The sequence below is a fragment of the Corynebacterium atrinae genome, from assembly GCF_030408455.1.
Lineage (GTDB): Bacteria > Actinomycetota > Actinomycetes > Mycobacteriales > Mycobacteriaceae > Corynebacterium > Corynebacterium atrinae.
In genome coordinates this window covers 396,633-412,913 of the sequence record NZ_CP046977.1, presented here as the reverse complement: position 1 = coordinate 412,913, position 16,281 = coordinate 396,633, and the positions used below count along the sequence as shown (strand labels likewise).

At 60.8% G+C, this 16,281-nt stretch carries 12 protein-coding genes; 2 read left to right on the top strand and 10 right to left on the bottom strand.

What is annotated here, in order from left to right; translation table 11 throughout:
- Positions 1-303: 303 nt before the first annotated feature.
- Positions 304-1,752 carry a sugar transferase gene (locus CATRI_RS02085; RefSeq protein WP_290219260.1) on the top strand — a complete coding sequence of 483 codons (1,449 nt, stop codon included), beginning with the start codon at positions 304-306 and terminating at the stop codon, positions 1,750-1,752.
- On the opposite strand, the gene CATRI_RS02080 is transcribed toward CATRI_RS02085, so the two are convergent.
- The 3 genes from CATRI_RS02080 to CATRI_RS02070 form a co-directional block, all read right to left on the bottom strand.
- Positions 1,733-2,446: a WecB/TagA/CpsF family glycosyltransferase gene (locus CATRI_RS02080; RefSeq protein ID WP_290219257.1), complete on the bottom strand. Its 714-nt coding sequence runs from the start codon at positions 2,444-2,446 to the stop codon at positions 1,733-1,735. The genes CATRI_RS02085 and CATRI_RS02080 overlap by 20 nt on opposite strands.
- On the bottom strand, positions 2,443-5,922 hold the full coding sequence (locus tag CATRI_RS02075) for a fibrinogen-like YCDxxxxGGGW domain-containing protein (protein ID WP_290219255.1): 3,480 nt from the start codon (positions 5,920-5,922) through the stop codon (positions 2,443-2,445). Before CATRI_RS02075 ends, CATRI_RS02080 begins: the two co-directional genes overlap by 4 nt.
- 149 nt (positions 5,923-6,071) lie before the next feature.
- Positions 6,072-7,601, bottom strand: coding sequence for a flippase (locus CATRI_RS02070; RefSeq protein WP_290219252.1), 1,530 nt, complete (start codon positions 7,599-7,601; stop codon positions 6,072-6,074).
- Positions 7,602-7,774: 173 nt separating this feature from the next.
- Here CATRI_RS02070 and CATRI_RS02065 point away from each other — a divergent pair, with 173 nt between their 5' ends.
- Positions 7,775-8,425, top strand: a complete 651-nt coding sequence (locus CATRI_RS02065) for a hypothetical protein (protein ID WP_290219250.1) — start codon at positions 7,775-7,777, stop codon at positions 8,423-8,425.
- Here the strand turns inward: CATRI_RS02065 and CATRI_RS02060 are convergent.
- The 7 genes from CATRI_RS02060 to CATRI_RS02030 form a co-directional block, all read right to left on the bottom strand.
- Positions 8,352-9,647: an O-antigen ligase family protein gene (locus CATRI_RS02060; protein ID WP_290219248.1), complete on the bottom strand. Its 1,296-nt coding sequence runs from the start codon at positions 9,645-9,647 to the stop codon at positions 8,352-8,354. The two genes, CATRI_RS02065 and CATRI_RS02060, sit on opposite strands and share 74 nt — an antisense overlap.
- Positions 9,644-10,921 (bottom strand): glycosyltransferase family 2 protein, encoded by a 1,278-nt coding sequence (locus tag CATRI_RS02055; protein WP_290219246.1) that lies wholly within the window; start codon positions 10,919-10,921, stop codon positions 9,644-9,646. The genes CATRI_RS02060 and CATRI_RS02055 overlap by 4 nt, the downstream gene beginning before the upstream one ends.
- Before the next feature lie 2 nt (positions 10,922-10,923).
- Complete coding sequence (locus tag CATRI_RS02050) at positions 10,924-12,138, bottom strand: Wzz/FepE/Etk N-terminal domain-containing protein (protein ID WP_290219244.1); 1,215 nt, start codon at positions 12,136-12,138, stop codon at positions 10,924-10,926.
- A 31-nt stretch (positions 12,139-12,169) separates the two neighbouring features.
- Positions 12,170-13,060 carry a glycosyltransferase family 2 protein gene (locus tag CATRI_RS02045; protein ID WP_290219239.1) on the bottom strand — a complete coding sequence of 297 codons (891 nt, stop codon included), beginning with the start codon at positions 13,058-13,060 and terminating at the stop codon, positions 12,170-12,172.
- Between the two features lie 12 nt (positions 13,061-13,072).
- Positions 13,073-13,819 (bottom strand): CDP-alcohol phosphatidyltransferase family protein, encoded by a 747-nt coding sequence (locus CATRI_RS02040; protein ID WP_290219238.1) that lies wholly within the window; start codon positions 13,817-13,819, stop codon positions 13,073-13,075.
- Positions 13,816-14,271 (bottom strand): FAD synthase family protein, encoded by a 456-nt coding sequence (locus CATRI_RS02035; protein WP_290219237.1) that lies wholly within the window; start codon positions 14,269-14,271, stop codon positions 13,816-13,818. Before CATRI_RS02035 ends, CATRI_RS02040 begins: the two co-directional genes overlap by 4 nt.
- A gap of 337 nt (positions 14,272-14,608) precedes the next feature.
- Complete coding sequence (locus tag CATRI_RS02030) at positions 14,609-16,135, bottom strand: OFA family MFS transporter (RefSeq protein ID WP_290219236.1); 1,527 nt, start codon at positions 16,133-16,135, stop codon at positions 14,609-14,611.
- Between the last annotated feature and the right edge of the window lie 146 nt (positions 16,136-16,281).

Genomic DNA, 16,281 nt, shown 5'->3' with positions numbered 1-16,281 from the left:
CCTAGCCCTTTAAGTCGTGACGATGTTGACCATCGTTTTCTTTATTGTGATGCCCCCAAACCTAACACGCGACAATTAAGCATGGGCACACTTTTTCCTGGGTAAAGGCTAGGAATAATTCACTTGGCCTATCAGAGTTCACGGGGTCGAGCATAAGAGCACCCGACTTGTCAAGAATGAATGCCCACTTATGTATATGTTTAGGACCCCGAGGGTACTTGCCCGGAGGGCCATCGGGTAACTTTCTTCCCAGAGAAGTTATATACAACCGACCTACCTCCACGACTGGGAGGCGTCAATCCGATGGAGAGTTCGCAAATGTACGCCCAAGGCGGTACCCAAACAGAGGCCTCCCTCACGTCCGCTCGCCGAGCAATACAGCGCTGCTCAACTTTGCCCGTCTTCACCGGCGACACACTTGCGATTTCCATCGCCTTGCTCGCAATTTTCCCCTCGTTCTTCAACGAGCTGACCGCTGGCACTCCTCGGATCACCCCGTGGGCACACATGTCATTCATTTTCGTGGCCTGGCTGTTTGCCCTGGCCATCACAGGTTCTTACGCCCCCCGCACTTCACGGACGGCCTTCGAGCCCTTCAAAAGAGTTGCGCGCACCTCACTGATAACCTTGGGCGCCTTCGCCATCGTCGATGTGGTGTTCCTCAATGCCCTCCCGCCGGCATTGTTCTACTTCACCCTCCCCTTAGGAATTCTGCTAATCTTCGCGTTTCGCCTGGTAACCCACAGAATCAGTAACAAACGGGCCGGGAACAAGGAGACCTACGTGGTCCTGGGGGAAGATGGCAAGGACGATCCCGCCCTCGCCTTGCTGACGGGCTCTTTCCATGGCGATGTGGACATTTCCGGGCATATCTACACACCTGCCGCACTGGCCGCTCCTTCGCCAATCGATTACGTGCTCCAAGAAGTACGTAATAGTGACGCGGGCGGGCTGCTGTTGTCCCCCAATTCGGGTCTAAGCCTTACGCAGATTCAATCTCTGCGCTGGGCTCTGGAAGCGGCGAACAAGAAGATGTCCTTCCTCTTGCCCGTCCACGGCGTCGCGGCCCAGAGAATGCAGATCCAGGCCGGGATCGGACCGACGATCGTTGACCTGGCACCTGCCCAATACTCAGGCTGGTACTTCCAAACCAAGCGTTTGTTGGATGTCGTCCTCGCCGGGTTCGGCATCTTCCTCCTCACCCCGTTGTTGCTGGTGATCTCGCTCATCGTCAAGCTGGGGGATGGTGGTCCGGTCTTCTTTACACAGGTGCGGGTGGGCATGAATGGCAAGAAGTTCACCATGTACAAGTTCCGCACCATGCGGATCGACGCGGAAGAAGCCCTCAAGGACATGCTCGCGCGGATGGAGATGCCGCAAGATTCAGGCAACAAAGTCCTGTTTAAGTTGAAGGACGATCCCCGAATCACCAAGGTCGGAGGGTTCCTTCGGCAGTACAGCCTCGACGAGTTACCGCAGCTCTTCAACGCCTTCCGCGGCGACATGACGCTCATCGGACCACGCCCACCTCTGCCGAAGGAGGTGGCCGGCTATGAAAAGCACGTGCTCCGCAAGTTCATGGTCAAGCCCGGTTTGACCGGTCTCTGGCAGACGATGGGGCGATCCAATCTGTCCTGGGAGGATTCCGTGTACCTAGATCTTTACTACGCGGAAAACTGCAGCCCCCGCCTCGACCTTAAGATCCTGCTGCGGACTTTCAAGGCCGTGCTGTCTAAGGACGGTGCCTTCTAACTTCCAGGCAGATGGGGGTGGGCTCGACCCGCAGGGCCTGCAGCCTCCCCACGTACTCGCGCTGCTTTAGCAGGATACTCACGGCGTCGATAGTGTATCGGCGGAGCAGGCGGCGCGGCTCGTGGAGAATCCTCCACAGCCACCCAAGTCGGAACTTATGTACCCACGCCGGAAAGTACTGTTCCTTGCGGGAGAATTGGTCGATCCAGCCCCCTGAGGTGCAGATGACCGCCTCAGGGAAACGACGATGGAACTCAACGGCTACCTCGTCCTGCAGGCCAGCGCCAAGTCCGAGCACGATGACATCGGGGGAAAATTCCTCCAATTCCTCGGGATTAAAACGCAGCGAGCTGAGTTGCTCGTACCCATCCCATGCGCGCACCCGGTGCCTCGTACCCAGTCGGGCGGCGGCTTTCGCTGCAACACCCGGCGCGGCACCGATGAGCGCAATGGCGCTGTCCGCGGGAAGCACGTCGCGGAAGAGGATAGGCAGGACGAGGTCTGCCGATGTCCTACCCAAGTCGTAGCCCGCTCTTCGCATGAGCAGTTGCAGGAGCGTCCCGTCGATCCCAATGCAGCTAACCTGGCTGAGCGCTCCCCAGTCGGCGTGCTGGATGGACCAGTGGTTTAACCAGGTAGCAACCGTTCCGGGCCGGGCAACCCGGTGTGCCATAGCGGTAGCTTCAGTGTTCACTCGCCAACTACCTCCGCTGACAGCTCGAAGGTGACCGAGGGGGTGGAGCGGTATCCCAGGTGCGTTTCCACCGCAATGCGGTTGGTTCCGGGCTGAAGATCTGCGATCGGAATCCTGATGATGAGTGGATCAGCAATGGCGGCCGCTGTGTTGACGGTGCCTTCCGTAAACGTGTTGTGGGTGATTGGTCCCGCCTTGAGGCGCTTCCGCCCCACTTCCTCACCGTTGATGCGAACGAGGACGCCATCGTCAGCCCGGACCGTGATCTGCAGATATCCTCCCGCAGGGAGGGCTGAGGTGTCGATGTCGACATCCCGCACGAAGTAGGCGGTAGGTGCACGCTCTGCCACGGGGACGTCGATAAGCGTGGCGACGCCCGCGTGTCCCCAACCAAGCGGGGCAGCCCCCTGCGTCCAGGCAGTCACATCGGCGTCCGTATCCCAGCCGACAGGGGGTTCTGCCAGGTCATAGCGGTAGTACCAGTCCGAACCTTCCGCAATGCGGAAGGTAGCTGGTTCCGGAACCTCCGGTTCTTCGGGATCCACGGGGTCCACGGGGTCCGGGACCTCGGGAGCCGGCGCGAAGTCCGTGATGATGAGATTCGCGTCGAAGGACATATTGGGGCTGGTCCGATAGTTGAGGTGGGTCTCAGCAGCGAGGACGTTTGTTCCCGTCTTGAGGAGGGAGGAAGGAATCTCAATACGAGTACGAGCTGCCTGGGCTGCACCCGTCGAGATCGCCGCATGCGCGCGCGTGTCCGGATAGACCGGCCCGTCCGCCATTCGAGTGCGGTGAATTTCCTGGCCGTTGAGGTAAATCACCGCGCCGTCATCAGCGACATAGTCCAAGGTGGCGGTGGTGAAAGCCTTCGGGTCGGCGACCGAAAAATCATGGGCGAACCAGGCGGTGATGGGGCGGGTCGAGCCCGCAGGAGGAGTCAGCGTGGTCGCCATACCCGTCGCACCGTAGCCGATGGGAACAGCGCCTTCGGGCCAGGAATCAAAGCCCAACTCCACGTTCCAGCCGGTAGCGGGCGTCCCCTGATCGTAAGAATAATGCCAGGTCGCACCCTGATCAATGAGGATCGGGGAGCTTGGGTCAACTTCGCCTGCATCCGGTGCCTTAAACACGCTTGTCGACGCCGAGCGGTTCCCGGCGGCATCCACCGCCCGGACGAAGAAGCGGTTCTCACCGCCACGGGGCACGGTGGCCGATCCACCCGCAATGCTGCCATTGCTCGGGACGGTGGCCACCACCCGGTCGTCGCGAAGCACCTCGTAGCTGGTGCTATCGCTGACTCCACTCCAGCGGATGTTAACTGTGTCGGCGTTTCCGCCGTCAGCCCAAACTCGAGACGGGGTTTCAGGTGCGACGACATCCCTGGCGGGGTATCGCACCCAGCCGCCGTTCCATTGCGACCTATCCAGCGAGGTGTTCGATCCGACGAAGTCGCCGCCAACCCACAGGGCACCGTCGGAGGCGACGAAAAGACTCCACGCACCGGCATTGTTCGATTTGAGCAGGTACGGAGAGAATTCTCCTAGTTGCTTACCCGTCTGGGCATCCCAGGCGCCAACCCACTGAATGTTGTCCACACGGGACCAATCCCGGTTCATGGTCGGCCAGTAATAGGCATCTTGGTAGGTGTTCTGCGAGCAATGGCAGCCAGCATAGGTGACACTTCCATCAGAAGCGATCGCCTGGAAATCTCCACCAATCTGCTTGGTGATCGACCCCGAAACCCTATCGAGGGTGGCAGAGTTATAGCCAAACAAAGCATGCTCGGACCCGCCGATAAAGAGCAGCTGCCCGGTATCTTCGATTGCCTGTTGGTAGTTGGTTCGTTCCGAAGCGCTGCCCTGGAAAACCCAGTTGGTGGCCGGAAGCGCCCCTGGTTCCGTGGACAACACCGTCGCCTTCATGGCAACGTTGCTCGCCGACTTAGTAAAGTAACCCGCCGCGTAAAAGCGATCCCCTGCGGACGAGGTATCAATGTCGACCACAGTGCCGTTGAACTCGGGGTTCCAGTACCGGTCGGGGCTGCCATCGAGACGCACGCGCGCCGCTGCGCGCGAATAGGAAGTGCTCACGGTGGCAGATGACAGGTGGGTGAAGTTTCCGCCGATGTAAACGAACTCCCCACCCAAGGCAAGCGACGTGACGCTAACGATGCCCGAGCTCAGTCGACTGGTGATGTCCAGGGTCCAACTCTCGTCGATCGCCCCGGTGGTGGGGTCCACGACCACCGTGCCGCTGTGGCTTTGGCCATTGACGTTTTTGAAGTCACCGCCGACCAACAAACGCCCGTCTGGCAAGGCTTGGAGGGCTTTCACTTGATTATCAAACTCGACGTTGAATCCCTCACGCAGTTCACCCGTGGTCGAATCGAAGGCCGCTAGCGCCGTGCGCGGCACCAGCCGGCTGGCGTTTCGTTGCTCAGCGTGAGTGAAGTTTCCACCCACGAACACCGTGCCGTCGATCTCCGCGAAGGCCTGGACGGTCGCATTACCTTCGGTCGTGCGGCCATTGAGGTTGCCGCTCACACCCCAGCTGGTGGGAGAAGCGAAGTTGGATGACATGGCCCGCTGCTCAGAGGCCGGCGTGCCGCCATCATCGATCCGGGTGAAGTTCTCCTCGGAGGAGATTCGCGGACGTACATACAGCTCCGCGAAGGGTATCGGCGAGTACCCATTTTGAGACCACAGGAAGTTGTTTGCACTAGTGTTTCCGCCGTAGGCGTTGACGCCGTAGCCGAAGCCCCAGTTGTATCCCCGGTTCGCGGTCACCGATAGATCAACTCGGTTCCACGAACTATCAAAACCGAAACTCGTCTGGAACTGACCGCCGGCACGCCAAATTCCGTTGTTGATTCGGTAGGCAGCCACGGGATCTTCCGTGGGCAATGCCCACGACCACGTCGTCATCCTCGTTGGACGAAGATCGAGTGCCTGCCAACGGTTACCAGTGGTGTCGGTTGCCCGCACCACTCGCATCCCCTCCTGCAGCTGGTTGACGTTTGTACCGGACAGCAGCCCATCGATCGTCGCGGATGGCAATTGGACAGGCGAGAAATCCTCCGGGCTACGGCCTCTGGAGAGGAGCCTTTCTGGGTTGCCCTTTCCGTCAGCGAACTTCTCCCAGCCTTCACGTCCCTGTCCGATGAGGACCCAGCCGCCGCCGTCCATGTCCTGATCGCAATAGAACTGCTGCGGAGCCTGCATGGTCGGAGTCAAAAGCCAATAGGAGCCACTCGGCTGGCTGGGGAACTTCTGCTTAATCTCCCAGCAGGATCCAGCGGCAGTGTCCATTGTGCGCCCATCACGCTTGACCACCTCCAGCGTGCGAGGCTGCGGAATGCCGGGGTTCACGGCCTCCTGTGAAAGGGCCGGGACGGAGAAGCTAGAAGCAACGAGTGCGATGAGCACAACACAGACTGCGAGGAGGCGAAACATGCGCAGCGAGGAGAAGGTATTCATGTGTAGATGAGGTCGCCTTTGCGAAAGGATGCACCATCTCAGATGGGGCAAGTGTGTCGATCATTCTTGTACTGACATTTTGACGCATGAAGCCGGAAAATACGCACTTCCGGCTGTGCGATGTCACCCCCGGAAAAGCACCCCGGGGACTAGCCCCGAGAACGCAGCATGGACATCAGGCTCTCCAGCCGCAACGACCGCCGGGCGAACCAACAGGTGCCCAGGAACAGCATCGCCCCTATCACCGCCGCCACGAACAAAGTCCCCACCGAGCGCCCCCAAACATTGCTGATGATTAAGGCGGGTACCGCGCACGTGATCGCGACCAAGGCCAAGGGCCGAATCACCTCCCACAACGGGGCACGGATACCAAGGAAGTAGTGGACCTCCCAGGCGGCCAGGCCGGCGTCGAAAAGCATGCTGAAGGCCCACACTGCCGCTGCACCCTCAATCCCCCACTCGGGCACCACCACAAGGTTTCCCACGACGTTGATGGTCAAGACCATGACTTTGTTGATCGCTGCCCATCCGCTTCGGCCGCTCATGATGAGCAGCGAGTGGATATTGCCCGCCAGAAACGTCACCATGATGCCGATGGCAAGGATGGTCAAGGCAGTAGACCCTTGAGGGAAATCGGGGCCCAGTAGGCCCAAGAATACTGGGGAAAAGATTGCCAGCAGGACGTAGATGGGTGAGGCGATGAGCACGAGCCAGATGGTCGCCGTGACGTACAGGTCGCGCACCGCGTCTGTTTTGCCCTGGTGCAGGAGGGAGGAAAAGCGCGGCGACACCACGACCCGCAAAGCCGCATCCACGATCAGCCCGGCCTGAATGAATCGCGCCGCACCACCGTAGATCCCGGCTGCCTCGTCGCTGAGCAGCCAGCCGATAATGAGAACATCCACCCAAATGATGGCCTGTTCCAAACCGGCCGACGCCGTGCGGGGAGCCGCGAAGCCGGTGATCTGCCGCAGCTGATCCCGGGATGGGAGTACCCGGCCCGGAGTGCCGTTCTCCTCGCGCCGCACGTGTCCGGCGATCATGACCGCAACCACCAGGACCATGAGAGCGAGTGGCAGGGCCCACGCCACCGACACCACCACGACCGAGCCGGTGGCCACAGCGGCTATGGCAACCAAGGGCGGACGCAAGGCCGGGATAGCAATGTTGCTCACCAGCACGTACTCCTTGACCGACCCCAAGGCCCGCAAGATCGCCGCGGCGATGATGACGACCGCACCGAATGGGATGAACACCGCCAACGCCCGCACAGATGCCGAGACGGGGTTGTCAGGGCCGGGCCACAACACCGGCGCCACAAACTGGAGCGCAACGGCGAGCGACACGCTGATGACCCCGGCGATGAGGAGGAAGGCCATGATGGTCGAACGTATCCGGCCAACATCATCGAGCCGAACCCGGGGAAGCAAGTAGATGGCCGTGGAATCCAGCCCCACCTTGGCGAACGCGAGGACCACCGCGAACACACCCGTGGCCTGGAAGATGACTCCGGCGCCTTCGGCGCCCATGAGCTGCGTGATGACGATGGTGAGCAGGAAACCCAGCAGCGCACTGCACGCCGACCCGATGAAGCTCAGGCTCCCGCCTCGGGCTAACTCTCGTCGATTTTCGCGGTTAGTAGCATCCGAACGGACGTCTCCACTTTCCTGATCTGACATGTGCTTACTTCGCCCCCATGACATTATCTAGCCCCGTGGCCACGGAAGTTGCCGGTGTTTGACCAAATTCAAGCACCCTGCTACCCCTGGCGTGTTGTTCAGCGTCCCCGGGTGACAATACAATCAAGTCACCATTAGAACCGACCTTGTCCCACCCAAAGCTTGGAGTCTTCATGCTGCCACAACGCTTATCTGCGGCCCTTCCCGAGAATGGTCGGGCGATTCGCGCGTTCCTCATTGCTGGGATTATCTCCGCCACCGCCTTGGGCTTGAGCGCATGTGATGACAAGCTGAGTTCTGCCTTGTCCTCCTCCGGTTCTTCCTCCGAGTCTAGCGAGGCGGTCGAGCCGTCCCTTGACCCGGCGGAGACACCCACCAGCGCCGTGGAAACCTCCACCCTGGTGGCCCCGACTCCCACGACGCCAGAAGGGATCGACCGAGAACTGGTGGAAAAGACCCTGCAAACCTCGTGGTCGAGCTTCGAGGACCCCGAGGCGGCATTAGACATGTCGGCGCTGCTCACTGGGGTCGCCCTCGAAGACTTTGAGAACCAGCGCCAAGAATGGGCAGTCACCGAGCTGCACCAGGTTGGCAGGGCAGAGATCGTCTCCACCGACATCGAACCAACGGATGATCCCACTGCCGTGGTTGCCCGCGTCTGCGTGGATTCCTCCGGCGTCGAGGTGCGGGACGAAAACGACAACGTGGTCAATGCCGACATCCCGAGAGAAGAGCAACGTTCTCTCATGCTCACCACCTTCCGCCTCGAAGACGGGACGTGGAAGATGGCCGAACGGGCATTCCCGGACGATCCCCGCTGCTAATCACGGTATCGGGGCGCATCGCCAGAGCCACCGCAACTAGCGAGACCATGATGCCGGTCATCATCCCGTAAAACACCGTCTCGACGGCCGTGGCCAGGATGATTCCGCCGAGAACCGCACCAACGACGTCTCGACGGCGAAGGACGACGACACATGCGGCCAGAAGGAACCCGACGAACAACGCGGCGCCGACGAAGCCGTGGGAGTACAGCACCGTCCACAGCTGTCCCTGAGTACCCAGCGATGGGAGCCATGACTGATCGGCCGGGCGGGGCGCACCATACCCAAAGAGCGGGGATTGGAGCACAGCGTCGAAGGTGTCGGTGTACAGAGACTGGCGATCAACCAGGGAATAGGTAGTTTCCACCCGATTGAGCAGCGCCACACCCAACGGGGATATGAGCCACACCAATCCCGCGATGGCCGTTGCCGAAACGGTGAGGGCGGCGATGAAGAACTGCCCACGGCGCACGGTTTGGAGCAAGACCCACAAAGCAACGACGCCCAGCCCGATGAACATTCCGCGGTTGAGGGTGCTCAACGCTGGAATAACGCTGCCGAGGATAACGATCAGGGTGATCCAGCGATAGCGCGTGTGCCACATGAGCCAGAGATGCAGCACAGCCAGCGGAAGAACGAGGGAGTAGACGTTGCCCCACGTGTTGGCGTAGAGGAAAGGTGCCACAGGTCGGACGGCTTGGTCGATCCAGGCCGAGGGGTTCCAATGCGACATGCGGCGAATGATCATCTGCTCGACGAGCTCGTTGCGGGCCAATGCCTCCGGCATGATCCACGACATGGGGGTGCGGATGATGGCTTGGGGGAAAGCGAGCGCCGCATAGCCAACGGCGCTCATCCCGCCGAGGAACCACACCATCGCCCCAGTAACCTTGTGCAACGGCAACGAATGCCGCGCGTTGAAGGTGTGGACAGCCAACAGTCCAGCCGAGGCGTACAGAAGCAACCGATACACAGCGCCAGCGAGCCGTCCGACGTTGTCATTCATCACAAGGGTAACTGCCACCCAGGCGGTGAAAAGGACCCACAGGAACAGCAGCGGAGGCACCTTGATGCCTCTAACTCCGATCCACGACAAGCAAATGATAAATCCAGCGATGATCCAGATGAAGTCGCCGACACCAAGGGCCCACCACAGGATGTACGCGGCAAACGGCAGGACCACGGGTGCTGCCGGCAAGGTCTGAGCAGTTCTCACTCTCATCGCTGACTTCCCACCTGTGATAGAGCGTGACGTCCACGCGACTGCAGGTAAAGCGGAATCCCGACTAAGAATCCCTGCACCTCTTTGCGGCTGAGGACCGAAGGAACATCGTCTTCGCTACCGCTCATGCGATCCGTCCCTGGCCGCACCCTGGCCAGGATGGCGGGAATGCGCCGGAGCAGTGTGACGAGCTCCGTCGGGTGATGGAGGAGAGACTTAAACAGGAGGGCGGCCATGCCGGTACCGTCGCCGAACGTCTGCTGTTCCAGTCCTGCCAGATCTCGTCGGTGCACGTGGTGGACGACGGAGTCGGGGGTGTACACAATGGCAAAACCAGCCCGCATGACGCGCGCGAAGGCATCAAGATCCTCGCCGCCACGGGTGGGAGATCCGGCACCCAGGCACTCATCGAAAGTGCGTAGTGCTTGCAGGGCTGCGCGACTGAAGGCCATTGACACCCCAGCACCGACGCGGGCAGTCGCCAATGGGTACAGGGGTCCTCCGTCGCCGGCTTGTCCCAAGCGCGCGCACTCGGGTGAAATCGGCCGCACGGACCACACGACGGGCTCGAGTCCGTGGGGGAATCCCCCGCGAGATTCGAAAAACCGTTGGGAGGGGCTCTGCAACTCCGCCGCGAAAGCGGGTCCCGTGACGGCCCCTACCTCGCCCGATGGTGCGGAGGCGAAGACATCAAGCATGGAAGACAGCCAGTTCGGATTCACCAGGGCATCATCGTCGGTAAAGGCCACCACTTCACTGCCCTCGGCAGCGTGCAAGCCTCGATTTCGGGCGGCGGAGAGACCTCGGCGCGGTTCGTTCACGATTCGCAGGCGCGGATCGTCCAGGCCGGCGAGGAGTCGGCGCACATCACCCGAAACCGGATCGTTGTCAACAACTATGACCTCGAAAGCTCCATGCGTCTGCGCCAGCACCGCCTTCACGGCCAAGGGGAGCAAAGGGTTCTTCCCCATCGTGCACACAACAACACTCGCCTGGGTGTTTTTCCCGGCTCCGACGGTCCATCCACGGTGTGGTATCCCCTGCGGGGTCTGGTCCAAAGCCTGCTCGACGAACCCCCCAGCCCCGTTGAGTCTGAAGTGCGCCAACGTCATGCCTTGTTCACGGACGAGGATCTCCGCCCGTGGGTCCGCCTCATCGCCGGAGAGCACCGTCACGGCCTGGGTATCGCGCTCCACGACTGCCACGAGGCTTCGCCGCGGATCCACGTGGACCGCCCCCACAGTGTCTCCGAGAATGGAGGGTGAGTTGTCCATCACTACCTCGTGGCTGCTGCCGGGCGCCCAGCACGTTCGTCTACGACGATGGCACCAACCAAGTGGGTTCCCATTCCATCGAGGTCATCGACGAGGCCAAGAAGCTCAGTCTTCTTCCAAGTCGGTGGCAAAACGAGCACAGCTTGCGACTCGCTTCCCAGCTCACGCAGGAGAGTTGCTCGGTCAACTCGAAGATCGAGCTGACGAGTTTCGCCCGCCGCTGCCAGTGCCTGGGCTGCTGCTTCGGCATCAGAGTTGTCTTCGTCGACCAAGACCAACAACGGTGCAGAATCGCCATTGCCGTGATGGGCAATGGTGGCTGCCGCATCCCATCGATGGACCTCCCCGTAGGGCGCCTGCGGACGCAGCAATCGAACGTTGAGCAGACTGCGGATATCATCCGCGTGAGATGCTCCACCGTCGAAAGCGTGACGCAGGGCGGCCATGACGAGGCCGAGGAACAGGCCGGCGAGGAGCCCAAGGGCGATTACGCGCCACATCACTGGTGAAGTCTTCACCTCGTTACTCGACGCTGGGGTGATCACTTCACCTGGCCACGTGTTGATGTCGCTCCACGTCGCCCTTTGTTGCTGGAGGGCTGCGATGGTGGTGTCGATAGTCGCGATACTCACGCTGGGTGCGACACCATTGGTGCTTTCACCCTGGGCAATCCGATTTTTCTCTGCTACATTCTTGGCGATTTTCTCGTCAATGTTCTCGACCATAGATTGGGCTCTGTCGGTCACCTGGTTGCTTCGGGTCACGAGGAAGGCGCGCGCCAAGGCATCGGCGCCCTCAATGGCTCGCAGGCGATCGTGCGCCGAATACGACAGGTCCAGGACGGTGCTTTCCGGATCCCCCGACAAGCTGAGGCCGGATCGCAGCTCGGAGGCGCGCCATCCCTCGCCGAGCTCCTCCAGCGCGCCTTCCGTCGTCAGCGAGGACGATGCCAGTTGACGTTCGGTCGGCATGTCCACCAGGTTGGCGGCTGATCGTCCCTGCGCGACTGGTTCAGTTCCCAGCGCCGCGATGCTGACCCGCGCGGTCGCGGTGTAGGTAGTCGGCGTGATCAGGAGGTAAGCAATACACATCACCAGCCCCATGACCGTTCCGAGGAGAATCCACTTTTTCCGCCGACGCAGAATCGCCGACACAATGTTGAAGTCCATCGATCCGTCGAACTGCCCTTGATGGGGATGGCTGTCTATTGTTGCCATTTTCTTGTTGCTCCTTTAGCGCGGTGAGGTGTCAATCGTTGGTTGAGTATTGTCGGGCCCACTCAATCCTGCGATTGAGCCGCCTGCGCAGAACTGGTTGCGATGCCCGCGGGAGTTCCGCGATAGCGGCGCCGACGAGCTGGTCAAACTGCTGAAGCTGCGGTTCTTTGTCATCCGGTGGCAGCTGAGCAATGGCGACTAGCCGTTTCAGACGAACGCCGGTGATCGTCTCGCTCAGATCCGCGAAAGCTTCCGCCTGGAGGGGATTTGACCAGGACTTGCGGTACCAGTCAGGGCTCGCTGTGCTTTGCTGAGGGTGTGAGCGGTAAACATAGGAATTGAGGGCCAAGCGGCGCATCGCCAGCCCATGGCTGGCCATCCTCATCCACAGGTCATAGTCTTCGGCCGGCACGTCACGGTATCCCCCACTCACCGTAAATGCTTCTCGACGGGCCACGATCGTCGGATGTGACGCGGGATTCCTGAGCAGGAGGTGCACGGGGAAGGCGCGAGGGCTAATAGCACTGGGCACGCCCGGAATGATCACCTTCCCTCGGTTGAGCATCATTTGAGAGAACACCACATCGATGCCACTTTTCAGTGCTTGATAGGAGGTGGAGAACCTCCACGGCAAGTTGATGTCATCGGCATCCATCCGCGACACAAGCTGCGAGTCGGTCTCCTCGAGCATCCAGTTCAGCGCCTTGCCCAGCCCGCCGGAGGGCGGCCGACTCACTACCTTCAGTCGTGGGTCCACGACCCCTCGTCGGGTTCCGGCTTTGACCGCGACCTCAGCGGTGTTGTCCGTCGAGCCATCATCGAGCACGAAAAGTTCGGCATCGCGGGGCAGCCCGCGCAGCGTGGAGCGAACGGCAGTTCTGATGTGGTTCGACGCATTGAGCGCGGGGAGCAAGACAGTCATGTGGGGCACGTCTTACCCCTGACTCGATGCATTATCGAGGGCGGTGAGGTCACGGAAGCGACGCCGCAATGAAATAGCGGAATGAGCCGCCGCAATGGCCGCGAGCACCGGGTAGACCACCGCGAACAGGGGCGAGACGCCCCAGAGGATGAAGGACCAGCACAGAGTTCCCGGATCGGTCGGCAGCAGCACCCACGAGCGGAGGTCTCCTCCGCGAGTCTGCGGGCGGCCGGCCTTCTTTACGAAGGCCTCCGCCAAGATCTGGCTGAGGAATTGTCCGCTGGTGATCAGCGAGTAGGCCAGGGCAACGAGGGCCAGCCACCAGCTGTCCGGACGGTACACCATGACAGCCACGGCCGTAACGAGGTGGATCGCCGGGGAACGGAAGGCATCAACGACGTGATCGATCCACTCCCCCGCCTTGGAGGAACGCCCCGACAGGCGCGCCAGCTGGCCGTCCGCCGAGTCGAAGAGGTAGCCCGCCGCCAGCAGGGCAGCGACAGGAAGACCCAGCCACGCGGCGGGTGGGACTACCAGCAAAAGGACCATTCCCGCCAGCGAAAGGGCGGCTGACATGGCGGTGACCATGTTGGGCGTCCACCCCGAGGCGTAACCGACGGCTGCAACGACCCGGGCTCCTCGTCGGTTGACCCACCGCGTGTATGCCGGGACACCCTGGCCCGTTTTCTGTGCACCGTCGAGGGATGACCGAGCCCACTCGTAGCGGGCCCGCCAGCTTCCATCAGCGTGGTCGTTCATCGAACCTCCTCCGCGTCTTTGAGGAGGAAGTTCCGCAGGATTGAGGACGACGTGGAGGGGGTATACGGCAGATACACCACTTGGGCCCCGACTTCAGCCAGCTCCCGCTCGAGGCGTTCACCCTTGTCGGTGCCTTTCCAATCGTCACCTTTGAAGAGGACATCAAAGTGGCGGCGCTGCCAGGCGAGTCGCTTGTCTTGGTCCAGGTCCTCCACGACCTCATCGACGAAGCGCAGGCTTTCGACCAGCTTCATCCGCTCGGCATGGGGGATAACCGGCATTCGCCCCTTCATCCTCTGGAGAGACTCGTCTGTCGCTACCCCCACGACGAGGTGTGTACAGCGATCGCGAGCCGCGATGAGGATATTGATATGCCCCACGTGCAGCATGTCGAAGCCTCCCGGCACGTAGCCGACGACGGCACGCCCTTGTGCTTCTTGCCCTGTCGGCATGAAACAACTCCCTAACTAATTTTCGGCGAAACAAACTCTAAAATGTGCATAAGTGAAGCTATTGCTTTCCCACCCCCACCGCGATGGAGGCCAAACGTCACAGGAAAATTCGCAATGGCCGCTGGGAAAAGGGTGCTGGCCAGCTAGTCAACAATTGTCAATACCCACTCACTACATGTGCATACTTCTGCCATCCTAGTGCGAAGCTTGACGGAGAAAAAAATTCACCCACACCTGACGCCAGAGGGACGAATGATTCTAGGGAGGCGTCGAAAAGCAAAAATGCCCTGCACCCTCCCCGAAACGGGGAGGACACAGGGCAGGTTGCCGGAGTGAACTACATGAACAGACCGGCGGCCTTCACGGCCGTCTGGAAAAGACCGTAGAACAACGAGGCACCAATGAACAGCGCCAGGATCATGGAGATTGTGGTGTGCAGAGGTCCGGAGTTGCCGCCAGTGCGTCCAGCTTCCTTGGCCTCTACTTCCGCGTCGACGACGGCCTGACGGTCGGCATCGATCTTGGCCTGAACCACCGCCTCGTCTTCGAAGTGTTCCTTGCTCACGGGACGGACGAGAGAGTTTGCGACGAAGCCCACGGCCAGGACACCGGCCATGATGTAGAGGCTGAGCTGATAGAGGTCCGGGCCTTCGAGTCCCTTAGAGGCCTGAGACTCGACGACCATGTTGACGATCAGCGGTCCCGCGATACCAGCAGCCGACCATGCGGTGAGCAAGCGTCCATGGATGGCACCGACCTGGTAGACGCCGAACATGTCACGCAGGTACGCCGGAATGGTGGCGAAGCCGCCGCCGTAGAAAGAGAGAATGATTAGCGCGGCGACGACGAAAAGGAAAATCGACGTGGAACCCATAGTCGCGATGAGCAGATACATGAGCAGGCCCACTCCGAGGTAGACCATGTAGATGTTCTTGCGCCCAATCCAGTCGGACACCGTCGACCAGACGAAGCGACCACCCATGTTGGTCAGCGAGAGCAGGCCAACGAAACCTGCGGCAGCACCTGCGGCGATCTGTGGGAAATAGTCACTGATCATGGGGGCAGCGTTTTCCAAGATGCCGATACCCGCCGTGACGTTGGTAAACAGGACGACCCACAGGAGCCAGAACTGACGCGTGCGAACCGCATTATTAGCCGAAACGCTGCCCTTGGTCTGCATCGCCTTGGGCTTGGAGGTGGACTTATGGAAGCCCTTGGGGCTCCAATCCGGGTGCGGCAGGCGAATGGCATAGGCACCGAGGGAAATGACCACCAGATAAAGCACAGCCAGGGTGAGGAAGGTCTGCGACAAACCGTCGGACAGCTGGGAGGTCTCGTTGCCGCCACCGAAGTGAGCCATGAGCATGTTGGAAGTGGGGCTGGCGATAAGCGCGCCACCACCAAAGCCCATGATGGCCAGCCCAGTAGCCAGGCCCGGGCGGTCCGGGAACCACTTCATCAAAGTGGAGACGGGGGAAATATAGCCAATGCCGAGGCCAATACCCCCGATGAGGCCATAGCCCACATACACCAACCACAAGTGGCCGGTGGAAATACCCAGAGTGGCGACGAAGAAGCCCGTGACCCAGAAGGCGCCCGAGGTGGCCATGGATACCCGCGGCCCAACGCGCTCCACCCAGGTGCCTGCAACTGCCGACGACAGTCCGAGCATGCCGATCGCGAGTGAGAAAATCCACCCTACGGCGACCTCCCGGACCTGAAAGTGGTCCATGAGGGGCAGCTTGAACACGCTGAACGCATACACCTGGCCGATGGACAGGTGGATGGCCAACGCCGCCGGTGGAATGAGCCACCGATTAAATTCCTTGGGTGCGATGATCGCACTGCGGGACATAAAAGACATAAATGAGCCTTACGGTCAAAATGGCGCTAAGAATGTGGTCCCGGTCATACTAGCTGGAAAGTCTGCGTTATGTACAACTTTCTGCACGTCACCCTTGAATCGCCGCAGCCCCGCCGCAACCGAAACGGTTGGGGCGGGGCCGGGGA

Excerpts from the sequence above, each read along its gene's own strand:
- CATRI_RS02085 (WP_290219260.1), top strand. The coding sequence starts at position 304 with ATGGAGAGTTCGCAAATGTACGCCCAAGGCGGTACCCAAACAGAGGCC.
- CATRI_RS02075 (WP_290219255.1), bottom strand. The coding sequence starts at position 5,922 with ATGAATACCTTCTCCTCGCTGCGCATGTTTCGCCTCCTCGCAGTCTGT.
- CATRI_RS02070 (WP_290219252.1), bottom strand. The coding sequence starts at position 7,601 with ATGTCAGATCAGGAAAGTGGAGACGTCCGTTCGGATGCTACTAACCGC.
- CATRI_RS02065 (WP_290219250.1), top strand. The coding sequence starts at position 7,775 with ATGCTGCCACAACGCTTATCTGCGGCCCTTCCCGAGAATGGTCGGGCG.
- CATRI_RS02060 (WP_290219248.1), bottom strand. The coding sequence starts at position 9,647 with ATGAGAGTGAGAACTGCTCAGACCTTGCCGGCAGCACCCGTGGTCCTG.
- CATRI_RS02055 (WP_290219246.1), bottom strand. The coding sequence starts at position 10,921 with ATGGACAACTCACCCTCCATTCTCGGAGACACTGTGGGGGCGGTCCAC.
- CATRI_RS02050 (WP_290219244.1), bottom strand. The coding sequence starts at position 12,138 with ATGGCAACAATAGACAGCCATCCCCATCAAGGGCAGTTCGACGGATCG.
- CATRI_RS02045 (WP_290219239.1), bottom strand. The coding sequence starts at position 13,060 with ATGACTGTCTTGCTCCCCGCGCTCAATGCGTCGAACCACATCAGAACT.
- CATRI_RS02040 (WP_290219238.1), bottom strand. The coding sequence starts at position 13,819 with ATGAACGACCACGCTGATGGAAGCTGGCGGGCCCGCTACGAGTGGGCT.
- CATRI_RS02035 (WP_290219237.1), bottom strand. The coding sequence starts at position 14,271 with ATGCCGACAGGGCAAGAAGCACAAGGGCGTGCCGTCGTCGGCTACGTG.
- CATRI_RS02030 (WP_290219236.1), bottom strand. The coding sequence starts at position 16,135 with ATGTCTTTTATGTCCCGCAGTGCGATCATCGCACCCAAGGAATTTAAT.